We start from the raw sequence: 20791 nt of genomic DNA on the forward strand, positions 1-20791 counted from the left end.
GACTCTCTATCCGGGCCGCTTGGTGTTCCGAATTACGATAGCAGTCCACGGCGCTGTTTCAACCGGAACGGCTCAAGAGGCTTGTCTGCGAACCGGTTCGCTGTTCGCATTTTTTTCGGGGCGTAACCTGCCCTATCATCGACTATGTTTACCGGGGATATGGACGTGTTTGCGCTGCGTGTGGCTACGATGTTCGTTATTCTCTTTGGGGCCCCTGCGTGGGCGGGCCAGGCCGACTCTTCGCTGGAAGAACAGCGCGAGGCGTTTCGCGAGGCCCGCAGTGCACTCGAACGGGACGAGTTGGCGGAATTCCGACGGCTGTCGACAGAGTTGCAGGACTATGCTCTATACCCCTACCTGCGCTATGCCTTCCTGCAGCGCTATCTCCGTTCGCGAGTCACTCATCAGGATGTGACCGACTTTCTCGACGAGTGGGGTGATACGCCCCTGGCGGGACGCTTGCGAAAAGCCTGGCTGAACAGGCTCGCCGAACGCGGTCAGTGGGCGGCCTATCGACAGCTTTTCAGGCCCGGCGGGGCATCGACGCGCGCTTGCTTTCAGGCACGCGCCCTGTTTGAGACGGGTGAAAAGGTCAAAGCCATGCGTATGGCCGAACGCCTGTGGATGGTCGGCGGATCCCGGCCGAAGGCGTGCGACCCGGTTTTTTCCGTCTGGATTGCGGAGGGTAATGCCACTCCCGAAAGGGCGCGGAAACGCATCCGGTTGGCGATCAATTCCGGACATCTCGCGCTGAGCCGTTACCTGGAGCAGTTTATCCCGGCCGATGAAAGAGAGTGGGTGAGCCGCTGGCGCCGACTCTATTCTCATCCAGAGCGGGAGCTGGCCCGAATCCGGCCCGAGGGCGAGTGGAGCGCGCAACTGTTCGTGTCCGGGATTCGGCGACTGGCCCGACGGGACATCGAGGCAGCGGACCGGGTCTGGCGTGAACGTGGCGGCGATTTCCCGCTGAGTGATGAGGCACGTGCGGATACTGCGCGTTACGTTGCCCTTGTCCTGGCCTGGAGGCACCATCCCGATGCATCGGCGCGGCTGAATGCACTGCCGGTCGCCTGGCACAATGCAGAGAGTCGGGCCTGGAGGGTGCGAATGGCACTCTGGGGTGAGGATTGGCCGGCGGTACTGGCTGCCATCAATGCATTCGAGCCGGAACAGCGGGACCGGACCGTCTGGCGCTACTGGCGTGGCCGGGCCCTGGCAGTTCTGAACCGGGGTGAACAAGCGGACTCCATCTTCAGCGAACTGGCGCAGGACCGCAGCTACTATGGGTTCCTGGCCGCGGAGCGGACGGGCACGGTGCCGCGTATCGAAACCGTGCCCTTGAGTGTCACGCCGGAGCAGCTCGAAAGCCTCGCCAGCCGTCCGGATATGCAGCGGATCCGCGAACTGCTGGCGCTTTCGATGACGCTGGAAGCACGGCGGGAGTGGTGGGCCGCCAGTCGGAAGGTGTCGAGCGAGGCGGCCGTTGTGGCCAAGCTGGCGGATACCTGGGGGTGGCACGATCAGGCCATCATTGCTCTGGGTCGCGCCCGTTTCTTTGATGATCTGGAGATTCGGTTTCCGACTCCCTTTGAAACGCGGATCGATGCAGAAGCACAACGCAGGGAACTGGATACGGCCTTCGTTTATGCCGTAATGCGGCAGGAGAGCGCCTTTTTTCCCCAAGCCCGGTCATCGGCCGGCGCTTTGGGACTCATGCAGCTTATGCCGGACACCGCCCGTATGACTGCGCGACGTCTCAAACAACCGAGACCGGGGAATGGGGACATTCTTACCGAAGACACCAACATCCGGCTGGGAACGGCCCATTTGCGGCATCTCCTGGATCGCTATTCCGGCAACCGGATCTACACAATGGCCGCTTACAATGCCGGACCGCGGCGGGTAAAAGCCTGGCTGCCGCAGGAGAGCACCATTCCGGGGGATATCTGGGTGGAGTGCCTGCCGTTTGACGAAACACGCAAATATATCAAACGCATCTTTGCCTATACCGTGATCTACGAGTGGCGCCTCGGCCGGGAACTCACCCCGCTATCCGCGCATTTGCCGATGATCGCCCCGGAGCTCGCCAAAAGCGTGCTGCGGGAGCTGGATACTCCTGAAGAAGCTTCCGGGCCGAGTTGATACGGCATCCTTCAGCTTTTCGCGCTTCTGGGGCCGGTGATCAGCCAGACAATAAAGCCGATGGCCGGAACCAGCAACAGAAAGACAATCCACAGCACCTTGGCTCCGGTCGAGCTTCGGCTCTGGATCGTCTGGACGATGGCCCAGACAACGAGGACCAACAGGATTAAGCCAAGCAGGCCTCCTACTTCCACATCCATATCAATGCCTCGCGACGGTTGGCGGCTGCTGCACGGTTTTCTCTATGGACATCACGGCGCATTCGACCCGGGGAAGCGGGCTGCTGTGCACCGTTTTGGACATCGCCAATATTGCCATTCCGCTGATCAGCAGCATCATAAGCAAGAACAGCTTCCTGTTGAACATGACTCCTTCCCTTGCGCCAGGTCGTGTCCGATGAAGTATAGCGATCCCGGCTCCCTTTGAGGGTCGTTCACCCCACCGATATTCGGGCCTGGGGCCATCGAGCCTGCACCGCGGGCAATCAGGCGTTGAGGTCGGGAATCAACCGGCTCTCCAGCCGCGTGATGGCATCCTTCAGTACCAGCTTACGTTTCTTGAGTCGGCGTAACTGCAGTTGATCGGCGTAGCTCGTCTCCTGCAGTCCCGCGATCGCCGTATCCAGGTCACGGTGCTCCTGCCGTAGCTCGGCAAGTCGCGTCTGTAAGCTGGTTTGCTCCCTCTGGTGCATCGTAGTGGACCTTTGCACGTGTGGGCGAAATAGTATTGAGGTCCCGCTCTGCTGTCCATGGCACACCTCGATAAATCACCTACAGAGCGACAGAAGCCGCATAGCGAGCGCCTGAACCGGTGTCTATACTTTGGGTCGCAGCAGTTGATTGGGGCCATTGATGCTCATCCTGCCGCAACACGTGTCGGAATTTTTCAGAGGTCGTATTCATGCGTACTGGTACTGTCAAATGGTTCAATGAGGCCAAGGGTTATGGTTTTATCGCTCCCCAGGAGGGGGGGGATGACGTGTTCGTGCATTACTCTGCGATCCAGGGCTCCGGTTTCCGGACCCTGCTCGAAGGACAGAATGTCACGTTCGATATGGAGCCGGGTCCTAAGGGCATGCAGGCGCGAGAGGTTAACGTCAACGCCTGATCCCGGAAGGCCAATCCGCAGTCGCGAAGACCCCGCTCCGAAGAGGGGATTTCTCGTTAATGACCTCCCGAATTTCTCGGGAATTCGGGAGGTCACGATTGCGGCCGAAGGGGCGAGTTGCACCTGCCTGCATGGCGGTAGTAGAGAATGTCTGGAACCTATTCTCGATAATGCCTGAGGCGACGAGTGCAGGAAGCACTCGGTAGAGCGAAGCAGGATGCCCGAGACCGGGTAGGGCAGTCTATCCTCGGACAGGCTCCTCGATCGCCTTTCTCCAGTTTTGCACCAGGGTAAAACGCATACTCCCATTTTGATGCCGGCGAGCGAACCAAGTCCTTGATAGCCGGTACAGCTGTGAAGACGACCTAAAGGGACGTAGGAAGTGAAGATTATGCAGGAGCAATCATCTTTCATCCGTGTACGCTCGAGGGCAGCATCCCTCGACAAGTGTGCTCCTGCATTGTCGAACACTGCCATCCCCTGCTGGCGGCGTGCTGCCGACGACCTGCTATCAAGGACTGACACCGCTCGCTTCAAAGTAGGCGGTTGCCCTGGGTTTTACAGAACGGTTGACCCGTCGACCGATCCGTCTTAAAATCCGCGACCCGCAGTTTAGAATCACTCTAAATAATTTCGCGTAAGGATTAAGGAGGTAGATACCATGGGCGTACTGGTTGGCCGCAAGGCTCCCGATTTTACCGCTCCGGCCGTTATGGGCGACGGTACCATCAATGAACAATTCAAGTTTTCCGATTACGTCGGCGGCAAGTATGCCGTGGTCTTTTTCTATCCCCTGGACTTTACCTTTGTCTGCCCCTCCGAACTGATCGCCTTTGATCACCGCCTCGAGGATTTCAAGAAGCGCGGAGTCGAAGTTATCGGTGTTTCCGTGGACTCCCACTTCACCCATAATGCCTGGCGCAATACCCCGATCAACGAAGGCGGCATCGGCCCGGTCGGCTATCCGCTGGTCGCCGACCTGACTCACGCCATCGGCAAGGCTTTTGACGTCGAGACTCCAACTGGCGATGTGGCCTTCCGCGGCTCTTTCCTGATCGATCGCGACGGTGTGGTGCGTCACCAGGTCGTCAATGACCTGCCCTTGGGCCGCAATATCGATGAGATGCTGCGCATGGTCGACGCCCTGCAGTTCACCGAAGAGCACGGCGAAGTCTGCCCGGCCGGCTGGAAGGAGGGCGCCAAAGGCATGACGGCAACTCCGGAAGGCGTGGCCGAATACCTTTCGGAGGAAGCCGAAACGCTGTAAAGCTTTTTTCGGACGAACGAAAAAAAGGGCCGGTTCAAACCGGCCCTTTTCGTTTGGGACACTCTCTTGTGATTACCAGAACTTCCGCAGCCAAGTCTTCTTGGCTCCATGCTTGTGGAAATGCCTGGTGTAGCGCTTGTCAACTTTGTTGATGTGGTCGAACAACCACTCTTTCAGGAATATCAGAAGCTCCATTCCCACTGAATCGTCACCGGAATGGAACTTCCCCTGGAGGTCAAGCACCCGGGCGACGATGCGATCGTGGATCTCCTTGTGGACGTCATATTCTTCGTAATGGAAGATACGCATCAAGGTCTCTTCCACCTCGAAATGCACCTTGGTGTACTCCACCAATTCATTCAGCACGGTGGCGACCTGATCCCTGTCCCTTTGGGCCGCAAGGGCCTCATACAGTTTGTTGATGATGTCGATAAGCCGCTTGTGCTGCTCATCAATCTCCTGGATTTCTACCGTATATTCGTCACTCCAGGTCACTATGGACATAGCCGTTCTCCCCTCTGTTGGAATTGCTACGGTGTCACCGTTCAAACGATCTTGCGTCGCTTCGAAGTTCCCCTGTAATCACAGGGGAATTATGGCCATAGCAGCGGTCACTGCACAAACCGGTGTATGCGCCGAGCAGTTTCGATGGAGTTGGATCCGTTACCGAAAGCGGTATTCGGAGCGGATTTTCCACGCGAACAAATGCCATTCCACCGGTACAATGGCCACTTTCCTAGCGGAGCAGCGGCATGATGGCAGCGACGGAACCGGGGTCCCCCGACAGCATCGCAGCGGTCGATCTGGGATCGAACAGTTTTCATCTGATCGTGGCGCAGCCGCTCAATGGTCATATGCATGTTATCGATCGGCTGCGGGAAACCGTTCGTCTCGCCGCCGGTCTCGATGCCCGGGACCACCTCGGTGCGGACGCCCGCGAGCGGGCACTGGAGTGTCTGCGGCGCTTCGGACAGCGGTTGGAAGGATTGCCGCCCGGCAGCGTCCGGGTGGTGGGGACCAACACCCTGAGAAAGGCCCGGAATGCCGGGGATTTCATCGAAGAGGCGACCACCGCACTCGGTCACCCGGTTGAGATCATCGCTGGCCGTGAGGAAGCCCGCCTCATCTACCTGGGCGTCTCCCATTCCCTCCCGGATGCCCCCGACAATCACCTGGTCGTGGACATTGGTGGCGGCAGCACGGAAGTGATTATCGGCAGACGCTTCGAGGCCCTGCACCGCGAGAGTCTCTACATGGGCTGCGTCAGTTACAGCCAAGCCTACTTCTCCGAGGGTCGATTGACGGCATCAGCGATGGAGGAGGCGGTGCTGGCCGCGCGTCTGGAACTGGAGCCGGTGGAGGGGGATTACCGCGGTTTCGGATGGAGCGATGCAGTTGGGGCCTCGGGAACCATCAAGGCCGTGCGTCAGGTCATCGAACAGAATAGCTGGAGTGAAGGCGGAATCACTCTCGCCTCCCTGCGCAGGCTCTCCCAGGCCATGGTCAAGGCAGGGCACGTGGACAATCTCGATCTCAAAGGCCTCAAGGAGGAGCGCCGGCCGGTTTTTGCCGGCGGGGTCGCGGTGCTGATTGCTCTCTTTGAGGCGCTGGAGATCGAGGTCATGCAGGTTTCCGATTGGGCGCTTCGTGAGGGTGTGCTCTACGATCTCATCGGACGTATTCGCCACGAGGATGTGCGCGAGCGGACTATCACCGCTATGGCGAAACGCTACAATGCGGATGCGGCACAGGCGCAGCGCGTCGAAAAGACCTCCCTGGCCTTACTCGGAGGCATCGCCGATTCATGGGGTCTTGACGACGGCGAAGCCGAACACCTGCTGGGTTGGGCGGCCCGTCTGCATGAGATTGGTCTTGCGGTGGCCCACAGCCAGCATCACAAGCACGCGGCCTATCTGCTGGAAAACTCGGATATGCCCGGTTTTTCGCGCCTGGAGCAGCAGTCGCTGGCGTTGCTGGTTCGAAGCCACCGGCAGAAGTTTCCTGCTGGTCGATTCAAGGGATTTTCCTCTGCTACCGCCACGCACCTGCAACGCATGGCGGTGCTCCTCAGGCTCGCCGTGACCCTGCATCGCAGTCGCAGTGGCGCTCCCCTATCGGGCGTCGGCATTGCCGTCGATGCAAAGCGCATCCGACTGCAGCTGCCGGAGGGATGGTTGGATGCGAATCCTCTTACCCGCGCCGATCTCGAAGTTGAAGCCGGCTTTCTGACGGCCGCGAAATACCACCTCAAGTTCGACTAGATCGGCTTCAGGCCCTCGTTGGAGCTTGACGGGCTGTAAAGTCCGACCTACGTCAGCGGGCCGGCGCAGGGCGGATTAGCGAAGCGTAGTCCGTCGTGAATGGCTGCTTACGCCATGGCCTCCACCCCGGCCAACTCCTCCAGCAGGATCAGCTGTGCGGAGCGCGGTTTTGCCCGCCCTGGTGCAGCACGCACATAGGTGCCATCGCTGTGAAGTTCCCAGGCCTGCACGTTGTCCTGCAGGTAATACTTGAGCTCCCGAATGATGCGCTGCTGAAGCTGCCTGTTCTCGATCGGGAAGGCGGTCTCCACCCGGTTGAGAAGATTACGTACCATCCAGTCGGCACTGGAGCAGTAGACCTCGGCATCGCCTCCGTTTGCGAAGTAGTTGACGCGGGTGTGCTCCAGAAAGCGGCCAACGATCGAGCGTACACGGATGTTGTCGGAAATGCCGGGTACGCCGGGTCGCAGCCCACAGATCCCGCGTACCACGAGATCGATCTTTACACCGGCCCGCGAGGCGGTATAGAGAGCGCGGATCACCTTGGGCTCCACCAGACCGTTCATCTTCGCAATGATCTGCGCCGGTCGACCCTGGCAGGCATGTTCGGCTTCCCGTTCGATGCGCTCGATAAGCCCCTTGTGCAGCGTAAAAGGCGCCTGAAGCAGCTTTTTCAGCCGGCTGCCGCGCCCGAGGCTGGTCAACTGCAGAAACACCTGGTGGACGTCTTCGCCCAAGTCGCGGTCGCAGGTCAGGAGTCCATAGTCGGTATAGAGTCGGGCCGTGCGCGAGTGGTAATTGCCGGTGCCCAGATGTACATAGTGGCGCAGTTTTCCCTCTTCACGGCGCACCACCAGAATCATCTTGGCGTGGGTCTTGTAGCCCACTACGCCATACACCACGTGCGCACCCGCCTCCTGCAGTCGGTTGGCCAGAGCGATATTCGCCGCCTCATCAAAGCGCGCACGCAGTTCCACCACTACCGTGACCTCTTTGCCGGCGCGGGCGGCGTCCACCAGGGCATCCACCACCGCGGATTCCGGCCCGGTGCGGTAGAGGGTCTGCTTGATAGCCAGCACGTTCGGATCGGTGGCGGCCTGACGCAGAAAATCGATCACCGGAACGAAGGATTCAAAGGGATGATGGAGCAGGACGTCCCCGGTCCGAACAATCTTGAAGACGTCCTTGGTGGAGAGGGTGAAGGGCTCCGGCATCCCCGGCACGTAGGAGGGAAATTTGAGATCGGGACGGTCTACCATGTCCGGCAGGTTCATCAGTCGGTTGAGATTGACCGGCCCGTTGACGATGAAGAGATCGTCGCGGCTGAGGCCGAACTGATCGAGTAGGAAATCCGTTACATCCGGCGGGCAGTTGTCGGCGGCCTCCAGCCGCACCGCTTCACCATAACGCCGGGACGGCAGCTCCCCCTCGACGGCCCGCAGCAGGTCCTTCACCTCCTCCTCATCCACGAACAGGTCCGAATTGCGGGTGACACGGAACTGATAGCAGCCCTTGACCCGCATCCCCGGAAACAGATCGCCCACATGGGCATGGATAATGGAGGAGAGAAACACATAATCCTTGGGGCCGCTGCCGCACTCGGCCGGCAACTGGATCAGGCGGGGCAGTGCACGGGGGGCCTGGACGACGGCCATTCCGGAAGAGCGGCCGAAGGCATCTTTGCCCTCCAGCGTCACGATAAAATTCAGACTCTTGTTGAGGATCTTTGGGAAAGGATGGGCCGGATCCAGCCCCAATGGGCTCAGCACCGGAAGCAGTTCATGCTTGAAAAAATCCCGCACCCACGCAGCCTGCTCGCGGTTCCAGTCACCGCGTTTGACGAAACGAATTTGCTCGGCGGCAAGGAGCGGAAGCAGCACTTCGTTCAGTACACGATACTGTTCGTCGACCAGCGCATGGCTGGTCTGACTGATGCGCTTCAGGATCTCGGTCGGACTCAGGTTATCCGGACCGTACTGCACCGATTCCGAAGCCGCCTTTTGCATCAGTCCGGCCACCCGGATCTCGAAGAATTCGTCCATATTGGAGCTGGTGATGCAGATAAACCGCAGCCGCTCGAGCAGCGGCATATTCTCGTCCTTGGCTTGGGCCAGAACACGGCGGTTGAACTCGAGCAGGGAGAGTTCGCGGTTGATATAGTATTCGGGCTTTTTAAGGTCGGGCGTATCCATGAGAATCCTTGAGGGCGGTTGCCAGGAGCCTGTTCGGATTTAACACTGATCTACTGCGGAAAAGCCGGAGTTGGCCAATTTTCCGCTCTTTCTTGTTAAATAGACCAATCGAAAAACTTGTCTCAAACCGGCTCTCCCTCGCTACGATCGGTCAAGTCCGACAGGCTCCTAGCCTGCCCTGAACTTGCGCAGATTGCCGGGGTCTTCATCCTACGGTGGGTTGCCGATACCGGCAACCGAGCAGTCGGGTGGTATGATACCCACCTTTATAATGGATAGCTCCCGACCTGGCGTGCCTGAAGTACTCGAAACACTCGAAACCCTTTTTCACGACATCCATGCCTGCATGCTGGCCGACCGTGGCCGGTTTCGCCGCCGTCTGGAAGGCCTGAAGCGCCGTCATTCGCAGGGCAAACCGATGGATCGCGGCCTGGAAGCCCTGCGGCGGGACGTCGCTACTTCGCGCGCACGTCGGCAACGTCGGGCCGAAACGATGCCAAGCCCCGATTATCCCGGGGAGCTGCCAATCAGCGACCGTCGGGCCGAGATCGCCGAGGCCATCGGAAACCATCCCGTGGTGGTCATCGCGGGTGAGACCGGTTCGGGTAAGACCACGCAGATCCCGAAGATTTGCCTGGAGTTGGGGCGAGGTGTCGACGGGCTTATCGGCCACACCCAGCCCCGGCGCATCGCAGCCCGCTCGGTGGCCGCCCGCATCGCCGAAGAGCTGCACACCGAGATTGGCCGTTCGGTCGGCTATAAGGTGCGCTTTACCGATCGGTCCGGCCCCGACAGCCATATCCGATTGATGACCGACGGCATCCTGCTGGCGGAGATCCAGTCCGATCCGCTGCTGGAGCATTACGACACGCTGATCATCGACGAGGCCCACGAGCGCAGCCTCAATATCGATTTTCTGCTGGGCTATTTGAAGCGCCTGCTCCCCAGGCGGCCCGACCTGAAGCTGATCATCACCTCCGCCACCATCAATACCGAGGCCTTCTCGCGTTTCTTTGGCGGCGCGCCGGTGGTCGAGGTCTCGGGTCGCACCTATCCGGTGGAGGTCCGCTATCGCCCGGTGGCCGGCGACGACCCGGACGATCGCGACCGGGACCAGCCGCAAGCCATCTGCGAAGCCGTGGACGAGCTGGCGCGGGAAAACCCGCTGGGCGACATCCTCATCTTTCTGCCCGGTGAGCGTGAGATTCGCGAAACCGCCGAGGCCCTTCGCAAACATCGATCGCGGAACCCCGTACCCACCGAGATCCTGCCGCTGTTCTCGCGACTCTCCGCTGGCGAGCAGGACCGGATTTTCCGTTCCCACGCGGGCCGGCGCATTGTACTGGCTACCAATGTGGCGGAGACCTCGCTGACCGTACCCGGTATCCGCTTCGTGATCGATACGGGCTATGCCCGCATCAGCCGCTACAGCTACCGTACCAAGGTGCAGCGGTTGCCCATCGAATCCATTGCGCAGGCCTCCGCCAACCAGCGCGCCGGGCGCTGTGGCCGGGTCGCCAACGGGATCTGTATTCGTCTCTACTCCGAAGAGGACTTCCTCGGCCGTCCGGAGTTTTCCGACCCGGAAGTGCGCCGGACCAATCTGGCTTCGGTGATCCTGCAGATGGCGAATCTAAAGCTTGGGGACGTGGGCGAGTTTCCGTTTCTCGAACCGCCGGATCGCCGCTTTATCACCGACGGTTATCGCCTGTTGCATGAGCTGCACGCGGTCGATGAGCGCAACTGCCTAACCGAAATTGGTCGCAAGCTGGTGCGCCTGCCGGTGGACCCGCGTATCGGCCGCATGCTGATTGCCGCCGACACGGAGGGTAGCCTGAAGGAGGTGCTGGTGATCGCCTCGGCGCTCTCCATTCAGGACCCCCGCGAGCGACCGATGGAGGCGCAGCAGCAGGCGGATGAGTGCCATCGTCGATTCATGGATGAAGAGTCCGACTTCATCGCCTTCCTGAGCGTCTGGGACTATTACCACGAGCATGCGCGACACCTCTCCAACAGCAAACTGCGCAAGCTCTGCCGTGCCGAGTTCCTCTCCTACCTGCGGATGCGGGAGTGGCATGATATCCACGGGCAGCTGGTGGCACTCGTCCGCGAACTGGGCCTGACACCCAACCAGGAATCCGCGGAATACGGCGCTATTCACCGCGCCCTGCTCAGCGGGTTGATGAGCCATGCGGCCCTGAAGATCGAAGCCGGGGAGGACAAGCGTCAAAGGGAGAGTCGTAAGCGGCGTCGGCCACTGGTCGGGTATCAAGGCGCCCGCAACATCAGGCTGGCCATCTTCCCAGGCTCGGGAGTGGCGAAAAAACCGCCCCGCTGGATTATGGCCGCCGAGCTGGTGGAGACCTCTCACCTGTTCGGCCGGCTGGTGGCCCGCATCGACCCCCGCTGGCTGGAATCGCTCGGCAAGCATCTGATCAAGCGCAGCTATAGCGAACCGCACTGGGAGCAGCGGCCGGCCCAGGTTGGAGCCTTTGAGCAGGTCACGTTGTATGGCCTGATCATCGTGGCGCGCCGGCGCATCAACTACGGGCCCATCGACCCGGCCCTGTCGCGGGAGATTTTTATCCGCCGGGCACTGGTGCACGGCGACTACCGGACTTCCGCCGCGTTTTTTAGCCACAACCGTCGCCTGGTAGAGGAGCTGGAGAGCCAGGAAGCCAAGTCCCGTCGCCGCGATATCCTTGTCGATGAGCAGGTGCTGTTCGAATTTTACGATACCCGAATCCCCGAGAACATCTACAGCGGCCACGGTTTTGACCAGTGGCGCAAGCAGACCGAACGTGAGAAGCCAAAATGGCTGTTTCTGACGCGGGAGGAGTTGATCCGCGAGGACTCGGAGGGCGTGGATGCAGTGCAGTTTCCCGATCATCTCGGCATCGGCGGCGCGGAACTTCCCCTCGGATATCACTTCGAGCCGGGTCATCCGGCAGATGGGGTAACGGTAGTGGTTCCGGTGGAGCTGCTCGGTCAGCTGAAACCGGCCCGTTTCGAGTGGCTGGTGCCGGGATTGCGAGAAGAGAAACTGATTGCCCTGATCAAATCCCTGCCCAAGTCGTTGCGGCGCAATTTCGTACCGGCGGTGAACTTCGCCCGGGCTGCTCTGGAGGCGCTGCGCGCCGATGATGCTCCGCTCACTGAGGTCTTCGCCAGGCAACTGCTTCGCATGACCGGCATCGAGGTCCCAGCGGATGCCTGGCAGCTCGATGCCCTTCCGCAACACCTGCTCATGAATTTCCGGGTGACGGACGAAAAGGGTAAGACCCTCCAAGAGGGGCGTGATCTGGTGCGCCTGCAGCAGGCAATGGCCGGACAGGTACGCCAGACGCTGTCGGAAAAGCCCCTTGCGGGCATTGAACGGAAGGGGATAACCGCCTGGGACTTCGGAGAACTGCCGGAAACCGTAGAGACGCAGAGCGGCGGGCTGACCTTACGTGCCTGGCCGGCGCTGGTCGATTGCGACGAAAGCGTAGCCATTCGCCTCTTCGAATCGAAAGCCGCCGCCAAGGGGAAAAACCGGGCAGGACTGCGGCGCCTGTTCACTCTGGAGGCCCGGGACAAGGTGAAATACCTGCGCCGCAGCCTGCCGGACCGACAGACGCTCTGTCTGCTGTTTGCGCATCGGGGTGGTTGCGACCCGCTGTGCGACGACATCATCGCCGCCGCTATCGACCGGGTACTTTTCGCGAAGGATGAGGCGCCCCGCAACGCATCCGAGTTCGAGGCGCGCCTGGCCGAGGGGCGCAGAACACTGGTGCCGGTGGCGGCCGAAATTGCCAGCTATGTCAAAGCGGCCCTGGAGCAGGAGCGGCTGGTTCGCAAGGCCCTGAAGGGCCCGCTGGATCCGCAGGCCATCCAGACGGCGGCGGACGTCAATGTGCAGATCGAGCGGTTGGTCTACCCCGGCTTTGTCAGCGCCACCCCCTCCGAATGGCTGCCGCGGTTACCGGCCTACTTGAAAGCGGCGCTCTCGCGTCTGGAGAAACTGCCGCGCAGTCCCGCCCGCGATCGGCAGGCGGCGCAGGAGCTCGCGCCGCTGGTGGAGCGTCTGGAGACGCGCTGGGCGGCGATACCGGAAGGTGAAAGCCCCGAATCGGAACTGCAGCGCTTTCGCTGGTTGCTGGAGGAATTTCGGGTATCGCTGTTCGCCCAGGAGCTGGGTACCGTAGAAAGGGTTTCGGCGACACGCCTGCAGCGACAGTGGAAGGAATCTGTCGCCTGACGGTGAGTCACCTCAAAGGATTCGAGTATCGGATGGTCGGGTCGACGCTCTTTGACCATACTTGTTTTCTAGTCCTTCAAACAGACGTAAGGGGACAAGTATGAATGCCGAACACCCGTGGGTAAAAGAGGTTCGTGCGGCCCTGGAGCGCGAACCCCGGATCAACCTTCACCGCAATCCCATCGATGTCGAAATGGACGGGGAGACCCTCGCTCTTGGCGGGGAAGCCGGCTCCATTGCTGCCAAGCGGCTGGCCTTTCGGACCGCCTCCGCGATTGCCTCGCGTGTGTCGGATCATATTCGGCTGGTTCCGACGGAGGTCCGGGATGATGGTGCCGTCAAAGATGCCATCGTGCTCGCCTTTGAACAGGAGTCCGCCTTTCGTGAATGCAACATTGCCGTGAGCTGGCACAATCAGCACGAGGTGATCCGCGCCACCCAGTCGACACTTGCCTGCACCTTCCACATCACCATCCGTGAGGGCACCGTAACGCTCGAGGGTGCCGTCGAGAGTCTCTCGCACCGGCGATTGGCCGAGGCACTGACCTGGTGGTCCACCGGAGTGACCGATGTGGTCGACCGGGTTCGGATCGTACCCGAGCAGCCGGATAGCGACCACGAGATCACCGATGCGGTCAAGCTGGTGCTCGAAAAAGATCCCCTTGTGCACAGCGGCCAGATTTACGTGACCACCACCGGCGGTACGGTGATGCTGGAGGGACTGGTGCGTGAAGAGCAGGAGCGGGAGATGGCGGAAATGGATGTCTGGTTTCTGGAGGGTGTGGACGATGTGGTGAATCGCATAGAGGTGCGCCAGGGGATGCCGGTCAGTTGACACGGACGTTAATGGAGCTGCACGAAAGGTTGCCAATAAAACGGGGGTGTAATTACACGGGGCACAGGTTCGCATTCTCCGTAGTTCACGTCAGTTTTTTCGTAAGTCGGCCTTCAGACCGTCGGGTTTTGACGGGGTAAAGCCCTACTTACATCTGAGGTCATAAGAGGGCGGCGGTTCAGCTATGGGGCACGGATTCACACTTCCCGTGTTCTCCGTGTTTCATCGGTCAGTGCCTCGGTAGGTCGGCGCCGTGCGCGGTCGAAGTGGACATCGGGCATCCCCTTTCTATGCTTAGCTACAGCGGTATTGCTTTTCAGAAAAATCAAAAGGGGTTTGTCATGAGCCACGTTGGCTACCATGAACCGTACGAAATGCTTTCACAAAATACCCGTGACATGCATCGCGCCCTGCGGTCACTGGAAGAAGAGCTGGAGGCGATCGACTGGTATCGCCAGCGGGCGGACGTCACCGAGGATGGCCCGCTGCGTGAAGTCCTGCTCCACAACATGCGTGAAGAGATTGAGCACGCTGCGATGGTGCTTGAGTGGATTCGTCGCAGCGACAGCGATTTCGATCAACAGCTGCGCACCTATCTGTTCGCCGAAGGGGACATTGCGAAGATCGAAGAGGAGGCGGAAGGCGAAGGAAAGGCAGACGAAGAAGCTTCTACAAGATCCACGGAAACCCGTCCATGGCTGACCATCGGCACGATGAAAGGAGATGGCCGCGTATGAGCTATCTGAACCGGGACGCCGCAGCATTTGATGCCCACATCTGGGAGCGAATCGACAGCGAGGCCGTCGATGCGGCCCGAGCTCTGATCACTGCCCGTTGTTTTCTTCCGGTGAATGGTCCCTATGGGGTCGGACTGACATCGGTTGAGCTGGGCGAGGATGGATTCCACACCGAGGCCCGCGAGGGAGAGGCCGAGGCGGTGATCAGCCGCGCGGTCTCGGTTCCGATGTTGGGCCAGGCGTTCTCCCTAAGTATTCGTCGCATCGACGCACACCTGCACATGGGCCAGCCCATGAACTTCGCGCCGGTGCAGGACGCAGCCGAAGCCATAGCCCGGCGCGAGGAACGCTTTATTTACTACGGCGCTCCCGAAATGGGCCTGGAGGGCCTGTTGACCTGCAAGGGTCACCATGAGGTAAAGGCTGGCGACTGGTCCAAGTTCGACAAGGCACTGGAAGATGTTCTGTCCGCAGTGAATACTCTGGATCACTCCGGATTCCACGGACCCTACGCGCTGACCCTGTCTCCGGCCCTCTACAACAATCTGTTTCGGCGTTACGAAGGCACGGACATGCTGCAGCTGGAGCACCTGAGGCGACTCTGCGAGCTCGGTGTGTACAAGGCTCCCATAGAGGGCGGAGCGGTAGTCGATGCGCACGTCGGGCAGATCGTAATCGGACAGGACATGTCGGCGGGCTACTCCCGGCAGGACGGCATTCACTATCACCTCTATCTGAGTGAAAGCGTAATCACGATGGTCGAGGAGCCCGAGGCTGTCTGTATCATCGGCTGACCGGGGCGTCTTGGTGCGATTTCCCTGGTCATTCACAGGGCGGGCATAACGGTTAACCGGTATCCTTCCGGGACAGGACAGGAACAGGACAGGGTAAACACAAGCAAATACTCGGGCTCCTAGAGCCCGATCAGTTCGGCATGCAATCCCTGTCGCTGCACATGGTCCAGAACCGCATGGCTGTCGACGGCATCCGGATCGAATTCCACGACGATAAGATGCTTTTGGTGTTCTGCACAACGTACACGCTGAATGCCGTTCACTCCTTCCAGGGTGGAGCAGACCTGTGAAGTGCGGGCATCGTCGAGTTCCTCGTCGATATGGACCGTCACGTCCGCTTTTTTGCCCATCGCGCGATCTCCCAAAAAACCCGTTTCGATTGATCGAAAAGTAGCAGGTTCGGTTTGCTGCGCAATGCGGCTCGCGCGGCATGCAGGTCGGTCTTAACATCAAATAGTCAGCCAATTCACTAGTGTGTGTTCGCGCTCAGCGCCTGCTGTTTGATGAACTTGTTTGAGTTGGTGAACGACGCGAACCGGGGGGCTTCTGGATCGGGTGATTGATGGGCCGCAGACGGCGGCGGCTCTGCCTAGCTTATCTCTATCTGTCGGGTGGCCGCTTGATGGGGCTGCCTCTGAAGAGATTCCGTTTCCCGGGTGGCTGCTGATCGGCATCGGCAGGTGATGCCTTACGGCATTGGCCCACCAGTCGTTTATCGGACCTGGCGATAGTCACGGGTCCGCTCTTATGTAGTCGAGCGGCCTGAGCCGACAGGCTACCGGTGCGTCAACTACAGTTAAGGGGGTCTCCCCACCGATCCACCAATCATGACCGAATTGCTGGTCAACAATCTGGTCACCCTGTTTGTGGTCGTCGATCCCATCGGAATCGCCGTGATCTTCAGTGGTCTGACGCGCCACGGCGACCGGGTTTTCCGGAGCTCGATGGCTCTGCGCGCCACCATCCTTTCCACCTTCATTCTGGTAGCCTTCTTTTTCATCGGGGAAATGCTGCTGCGCACCCTGGGCATCGGTCAACCGGCCTTTCGAATCGCCGGCGGCATTCTTCTGTTCATGTTGGCTATCGACATGGTGTTCGCCCGCCAATCCGGGTTGCGTTCGGCAACTTTCCGGGAACGGGAAGAGGCCTTTGCGAAGGAGGACATCTCGGTTTTCCCGCTGGCCTTCCCGCTCCTGGCCGGCCCCGGAGCGATGACCACCGTTCTGCTGATGGCGGACAGCGGCAAGACACCTGCCGTTACTGCCGGCATGGTGGCGATTATCTTCATCATCATGGGTTTCACCCTGCTCTCCCTCATGCTCTCCGCCCGGGTGATGGATTGGCTTGGCGAGACCGGCGCCAACGTCATCAGCCGGTTACTGGGGCTGATCCTCGCCGCCCTCGCGGTCCAGTACATCGTCGATGGCGTACGGCAGATCGCAGCCTCACTGGGGATCTGACTCGGAGGCCACAAAGACAAAACTAGGAGCCTGTCCGAGAATAGCGGCCGTCACGAGGGCAGGATTGACTGAGTCAGACTCTGTGTTTTCAGTGGTTTCTCTCAACAGCGGTTCCAGATGCTTCCAGACACTATTGAGCAGTTTCGGCTGCGCGGCAGCGGTGGCGTGCATGCCGTCGGGTTGCATGAGGGTGCTGTCACCGGCCACGCCTTCCAGCAGGAAAGGCACGAGGGCGACCATCATCTCTTCGCTCAACTCCCGGTAGACTGCACTGAAGCGGCGGGTGTATTCGGGACCGTAATTGGGTGGCATCTGTATGCCGACCAGGAGCACGCGGGCGCCGGACTCCCGGGCCTGTCGGATCATCATTGCCAGGTTCGACTTTAGCCGTTCCAGAGGTAAGCCGCGCAGGCCGTCATTGCCGCCCAGTTCGATTACGACCACCTGCGGTTCGTGTCGCTTCAGCAGCGCAGGCAGCCGTTCGCGGCCGCCGCGGCTGGTTTCGCCGCTGGTGCTGGCGTTTACTATCCGGTGCGAATAGCCGCGCTGTTCAAGCCGTTGAGCCAGCAGATGAACCCAGCCCTTTTCCATCGGCAGGCCGTAGGCGGCACTGAGACTGTCGCCCAGTACCAGTAGAGCCGGCCGTTCATCGGATTCGCAAGGGCTTGCTGCTATAGTCCCGCAGACCCACAACAAGAGAATGACTACGCGTCTAATGATGAACACCGCGTCCTCCCATCCGATGATTCAGACCCGTAATCTTGGCATGGAGGTGGACAGTCCGGAAGGGCGTCTTCACCTTCTCCAGGATATCGACCTGTCCGTAATGCCCGGCGAGGCAGTTGCCGTCCTGGGCATATCGGGTTCCGGAAAATCCACCCTGCTGGGTCTGCTGGCCGGCCTGGACACACCGACCCGGGGTCAGATTTGGCTCGATGGTACCGAGATCACCGCCCTCGATGAGGATGGCCGCGCCGCGATGCGTGCGCAGTTGCTCGGCTTTGTCTTTCAGTCCTTTCAGCTGCTGCCAAATCTCACGGCACTGGAGAATACCATGCTGCCGCTGGAGCTGGCCGGCGCCGATGCGCCGCACGAGCGTGCCGCAGAGTTACTGGCGGTGGTAGGGCTGTCGGAACGGGCCCGTCATCTGCCGCATCAGCTATCGGGCGGGGAGCAGCAGCGGGTTGCCATCGCCCGCGCGTTTGCCACTCGGCCGCGGCTGCTGTTGGCCGACGAGCCGACCGGCAATCTGGACACCCGCACCGGGGCCCAGGTGATTGATCTTCTGTTCGGTCTGAACGCCGAACAAGGCACCACGCTGTTGCTGGTGACCCATGATGCGGGGCTGGCCGGACGTTGCGACCGTGCATTGGAGCTGGAGGCGGGGCGCCTCCCGCACCCGGCATGAACGTTGTGCGGTTCGCCTGGCGCAGCCTGCTACGCGACTGGCGTGCGGGAGAGCTGCGGCTCATTGTCCTGGCGCTGGTGATCGCCGTAGGCAGTGTCTCCGCGGTGGGGTTTTTCACCGATCGCGTGCGTGGCGCCATGGAGCGCCAGGCCGGCGAGCTTCTGGCTGCTGACCGCGTACTGGAGAGCGGCCAGCCCCTCAACCCGGAGTGGCTGGCACGTGCCCGGGAATCGGGGTTGGCGACGGCCCGTACCCAGTCCTTCCGCACGGTGGTGAGCGCCAAAGACGCCTTGCAGTTGGTGGAGGTCAAGGCCACCGGTGAAAATTATCCCCTGCGGGGCGAGTTGCGGGTGGCTCCGGAACCGTTTGCGCCCGACCATCCCATCGAATCCGGACCTGAGCCGGGCGGGGTATGGCTGGAGGCCCGACTGGCAGCTTTGCTGGATGTGGAGCCGGGCGATGCGGTTCGGCTCGGCAGTGAGGAATTCACCTTTTCCAGAGTATTGGTGTATGAACCGGACCGCGGAGGGGAGCTGTTCGCCATCGCGCCCCGGGTGATGATGAACCTCTCCGATGTGCCGGCTACTGGTCTGGTACAGACCGGCAGCCTGGTCACCTATCGCCTGCTACTGTCCGGTGGGGCGTCGGCGCTCAATCGCTTCGGGCGCTGGATAGAGCCGCAACTGGCTGGTGGCCAGCACTGGCGGGGCAGCAGCGAGGCGCGGCCGGCAGTGGGTTCGGCGCTGGAGAAGGCCGAGCAGTTTCTCGGCCTGGCGGCCCTGGTCGCCGTTCTGCTCGCCGGGGTAGCGGCCGCTACCGCGGCTCACCGACACGCCTATCGTCAGTACGATGCCACCGCGGTGATGCGCTGTCTTGGCGCCTCGCAAGCGTGGGTGACGCGGACCTACCTGCTGGAACTGCTCTTCCTCGGCATCATCGCCTCGGCGATCGGATGTGTGGTGGGCTTTATCTCCCAGGCGGTGTTGGCGGGGATCCTCGCCGAGCTGTTCACCCAGGCGCTGCCCGCGCCCTCGTGGTGGCCATTGGTCAGCGGCATGGCGGCCGGTCTGGTGACCCTTGCCGGGTTTGCCGTTCCGCCCCTGCTTTCACTGAAGGGTGTCCCGCCGATGCGGGTATTGCGTCAGGAGCTGGGCCCGGTGCGGCCCAGCGGCATGGTCGTCTATGGCGGGGCCTTGGCCGCGCTGCTGGTACTGATGTTGTGGCAGGCGCAGGATGTGCGGCTGACCCTCTATGTGTTCGGTGGCGCGGCGGCAACCCTGGCGATATTGGGAGCGGTGGCGGCACTGCTGGTGGGCGCGCTGACTCCACTGCGCAAACGGGTCGGGGTCTCTTGGCGGTTTGGCCTCGCCAATATTCCGCGACGGGCGCGGGAGAGTCGAATCCAGGTGGTGGCGTTCGGGCTTGGTATTACCGTGCTGTTGCTGCTCTCCATCGTCCGTGGCGACCTGCTCTCCGATTGGCGCGACAGCCTGCCGCCGGATGCACCGAACCACTTTCTGATCAACGTGCAGCCCGGACAGGTCGAAAAACTGGAGGCCTTCCTGCAGGAGCGGATTGGTACAGCTCCGACCTTTCAGCCGATGATCAAGGGCCGGCTTTCGGCTATCAACGGTGAACCGGTGACTCCGGAAGAGTACGAAAACCCGCGTGCACAGCGGCTTTCCGAGCGGGAATTCAATCTCTCCTCGGCCCGGCAGCTCGCTCCGGATAATCGCATCGTAGCCGGGCAGTGGTGGGGGGCTCCATCCCGATCCGAGGCGCTTCACCAGTGGTCGGTGGAGGAGGGCATCGCAGAGACGCTGGGGATCGAACCGGGCGACCGTCTACGGTTTCAGGTTGCGGGAAAACCCGTGGAAGGGACGGTCACCAGCCTTCGGGCCGTCGAGTGGGATTCGTTCCGGGTCAACTTCTTCGTGATCGGAACACCCGCGCTGCTTGAGGACGAACCGGCCAGTTTTATCACCAGTTTTTTTGTCCCGGAGGCCGAGAGGGTCGCCCTGGCCGAACTGGTGCGGCGCTTCCCGAACGTGACGGTGGTGGACGTGGACGCCATCATGAGTCGGGTTCGGGACATCATCGGCCGGGTCAGCCTGGCCGTGGAATTTGTGTTTCTGTTTACGCTCGCTGCCGGCATCGTGGTGCTGCTCGCCGCCATTCAGGCGACCCGCGACGAGCGTCTTCGGGAGAGTGCGTTGATGCGAACTCTGGGTGCCAGCCGCCGCCAGGTGCGCGGCGCCTTGATCGCCGAGTTCCTCGCCCTCGGTCTGCTGTCCGGAGCGCTTGCAGCGCTCTCCGCAGCGACTCTTGGCTATCTTCTGGCAGGCCAG

General features: G+C 61.0%; 18 protein-coding genes. 12 read left to right on the forward strand and 6 right to left on the reverse strand.

Annotated features, from left to right (window positions below; all coding sequences use genetic code 11):
- The first annotated feature begins 165 nt into the window (after positions 1-165).
- Positions 166-2142, forward strand: coding sequence for a transglycosylase SLT domain-containing protein (locus tag Q7L05_RS04520; RefSeq protein ID WP_303902600.1), 1977 nt, complete (start codon positions 166-168; stop codon positions 2140-2142).
- 11 nt (positions 2143-2153) lie between these two features.
- Here the strand turns inward: Q7L05_RS04520 and Q7L05_RS04525 are convergent, their stop codons facing one another.
- On the reverse strand, positions 2154-2342 hold the full coding sequence (locus Q7L05_RS04525) for a PLD nuclease N-terminal domain-containing protein (RefSeq protein ID WP_303902603.1): 189 nt from the start codon (positions 2340-2342) through the stop codon (positions 2154-2156).
- 44 nt (positions 2343-2386) lie between these two features.
- On the opposite strand from Q7L05_RS04525, the gene Q7L05_RS04530 reads away from it, so the two are divergent.
- On the forward strand, positions 2387-2542 hold the full coding sequence (locus tag Q7L05_RS04530) for a hypothetical protein (protein ID WP_303902606.1): 156 nt from the start codon (positions 2387-2389) through the stop codon (positions 2540-2542).
- A gap of 84 nt (positions 2543-2626) precedes the next feature.
- Here Q7L05_RS04530 and Q7L05_RS04535 read toward each other — a convergent pair whose 3' ends face one another.
- Positions 2627-2833, reverse strand: coding sequence for a YdcH family protein (locus Q7L05_RS04535; protein ID WP_303902608.1), 207 nt, complete (start codon positions 2831-2833; stop codon positions 2627-2629).
- 209 nt (positions 2834-3042) lie between these two features.
- Here Q7L05_RS04535 and Q7L05_RS04540 point away from each other — a divergent pair, with 209 nt between their 5' ends.
- Entirely contained in the window at positions 3043-3249 is a 207-nt protein-coding gene (locus tag Q7L05_RS04540; RefSeq protein WP_303902611.1) for a cold-shock protein, read from the forward strand.
- Positions 3250-3910: 661 nt separating this feature from the next.
- Positions 3911-4516 carry a peroxiredoxin gene (locus Q7L05_RS04545; RefSeq protein WP_303902614.1) on the forward strand — a complete coding sequence of 202 codons (606 nt, stop codon included), beginning with the start codon at positions 3911-3913 and terminating at the stop codon, positions 4514-4516.
- Between the two features lie 72 nt (positions 4517-4588).
- Here Q7L05_RS04545 and Q7L05_RS04550 read toward each other — a convergent pair whose 3' ends face one another.
- The gene (locus tag Q7L05_RS04550; protein ID WP_303902617.1) at positions 4589-5020 is read right to left on the reverse strand and encodes a bacteriohemerythrin; all 432 of its coding nucleotides are present in this window, start codon (positions 5018-5020) and stop codon (positions 4589-4591) included.
- Between the two features lie 248 nt (positions 5021-5268).
- Between Q7L05_RS04550 and ppx the strand changes: the two genes are divergently transcribed.
- Positions 5269-6777: an exopolyphosphatase gene (gene ppx, locus Q7L05_RS04555; RefSeq protein ID WP_303902620.1), complete on the forward strand. Its 1509-nt coding sequence runs from the start codon at positions 5269-5271 to the stop codon at positions 6775-6777.
- 107 nt (positions 6778-6884) lie between these two features.
- On the opposite strand, the gene ppk1 is transcribed toward ppx, so the two are convergent.
- Positions 6885-8969, reverse strand: coding sequence for a polyphosphate kinase 1 (ppk1, locus tag Q7L05_RS04560; RefSeq protein WP_303902622.1), 2085 nt, complete (start codon positions 8967-8969; stop codon positions 6885-6887).
- Between the two features lie 271 nt (positions 8970-9240).
- Here ppk1 and hrpA point away from each other — a divergent pair, with 271 nt between their 5' ends.
- From hrpA to Q7L05_RS04580, 4 genes are all read left to right on the forward strand, one after another.
- On the forward strand, positions 9241-13209 hold the full coding sequence (hrpA, locus tag Q7L05_RS04565) for an ATP-dependent RNA helicase HrpA (protein WP_411293313.1): 3969 nt from the start codon (positions 9241-9243) through the stop codon (positions 13207-13209).
- A 100-nt stretch (positions 13210-13309) separates the two neighbouring features.
- Positions 13310-14044, forward strand: coding sequence for a BON domain-containing protein (locus Q7L05_RS04570; protein WP_303902628.1), 735 nt, complete (start codon positions 13310-13312; stop codon positions 14042-14044).
- 290 nt (positions 14045-14334) lie between these two features.
- On the forward strand, positions 14335-14781 hold the full coding sequence (locus Q7L05_RS04575) for an encapsulin-associated ferritin-like protein (RefSeq protein WP_411293314.1): 447 nt from the start codon (positions 14335-14337) through the stop codon (positions 14779-14781).
- The gene (locus tag Q7L05_RS04580) at positions 14778-15575 is read left to right on the forward strand and encodes a family 1 encapsulin nanocompartment shell protein (RefSeq protein ID WP_303902631.1); all 798 of its coding nucleotides are present in this window, start codon (positions 14778-14780) and stop codon (positions 15573-15575) included. Before Q7L05_RS04575 ends, Q7L05_RS04580 begins: the two co-directional genes overlap by 4 nt.
- A 119-nt stretch (positions 15576-15694) precedes the next feature.
- On the opposite strand, the gene Q7L05_RS04585 is transcribed toward Q7L05_RS04580, so the two are convergent.
- Complete coding sequence (locus Q7L05_RS04585) at positions 15695-15925, reverse strand: ATP-binding protein (RefSeq protein WP_303902634.1); 231 nt, start codon at positions 15923-15925, stop codon at positions 15695-15697.
- A gap of 477 nt (positions 15926-16402) precedes the next feature.
- On the opposite strand from Q7L05_RS04585, the gene Q7L05_RS04590 reads away from it, so the two are divergent.
- Entirely contained in the window at positions 16403-17035 is a 633-nt protein-coding gene (locus Q7L05_RS04590) for a MarC family protein (protein WP_303902637.1), read from the forward strand.
- Here Q7L05_RS04590 and Q7L05_RS04595 read toward each other — a convergent pair.
- A complete protein-coding gene (locus tag Q7L05_RS04595) occupies positions 17021-17755 on the reverse strand; it encodes an arylesterase (protein WP_411293315.1) in 735 nt (244 codons plus the stop codon). The genes Q7L05_RS04590 and Q7L05_RS04595 overlap by 15 nt on opposite strands.
- Between Q7L05_RS04595 and Q7L05_RS04600 the strand changes: the two genes are divergently transcribed.
- Entirely contained in the window at positions 17754-18443 is a 690-nt protein-coding gene (locus Q7L05_RS04600) for an ABC transporter ATP-binding protein (protein ID WP_303902647.1), read from the forward strand. The genes Q7L05_RS04595 and Q7L05_RS04600 overlap by 2 nt on opposite strands.
- Positions 18440-20791: ABC transporter permease (locus tag Q7L05_RS04605; RefSeq protein ID WP_303902640.1), on the forward strand; the 2352-nt coding region annotated here is incomplete at its 3' end. The genes Q7L05_RS04600 and Q7L05_RS04605, both read left to right, overlap by 4 nt.

The sequence above is a fragment of the Thiohalomonas denitrificans genome (genome assembly GCF_016841685.1).
GTDB classification, from domain to species: domain Bacteria; phylum Pseudomonadota; class Gammaproteobacteria; order Thiohalomonadales; family Thiohalomonadaceae; genus Thiohalomonas; species Thiohalomonas denitrificans_A.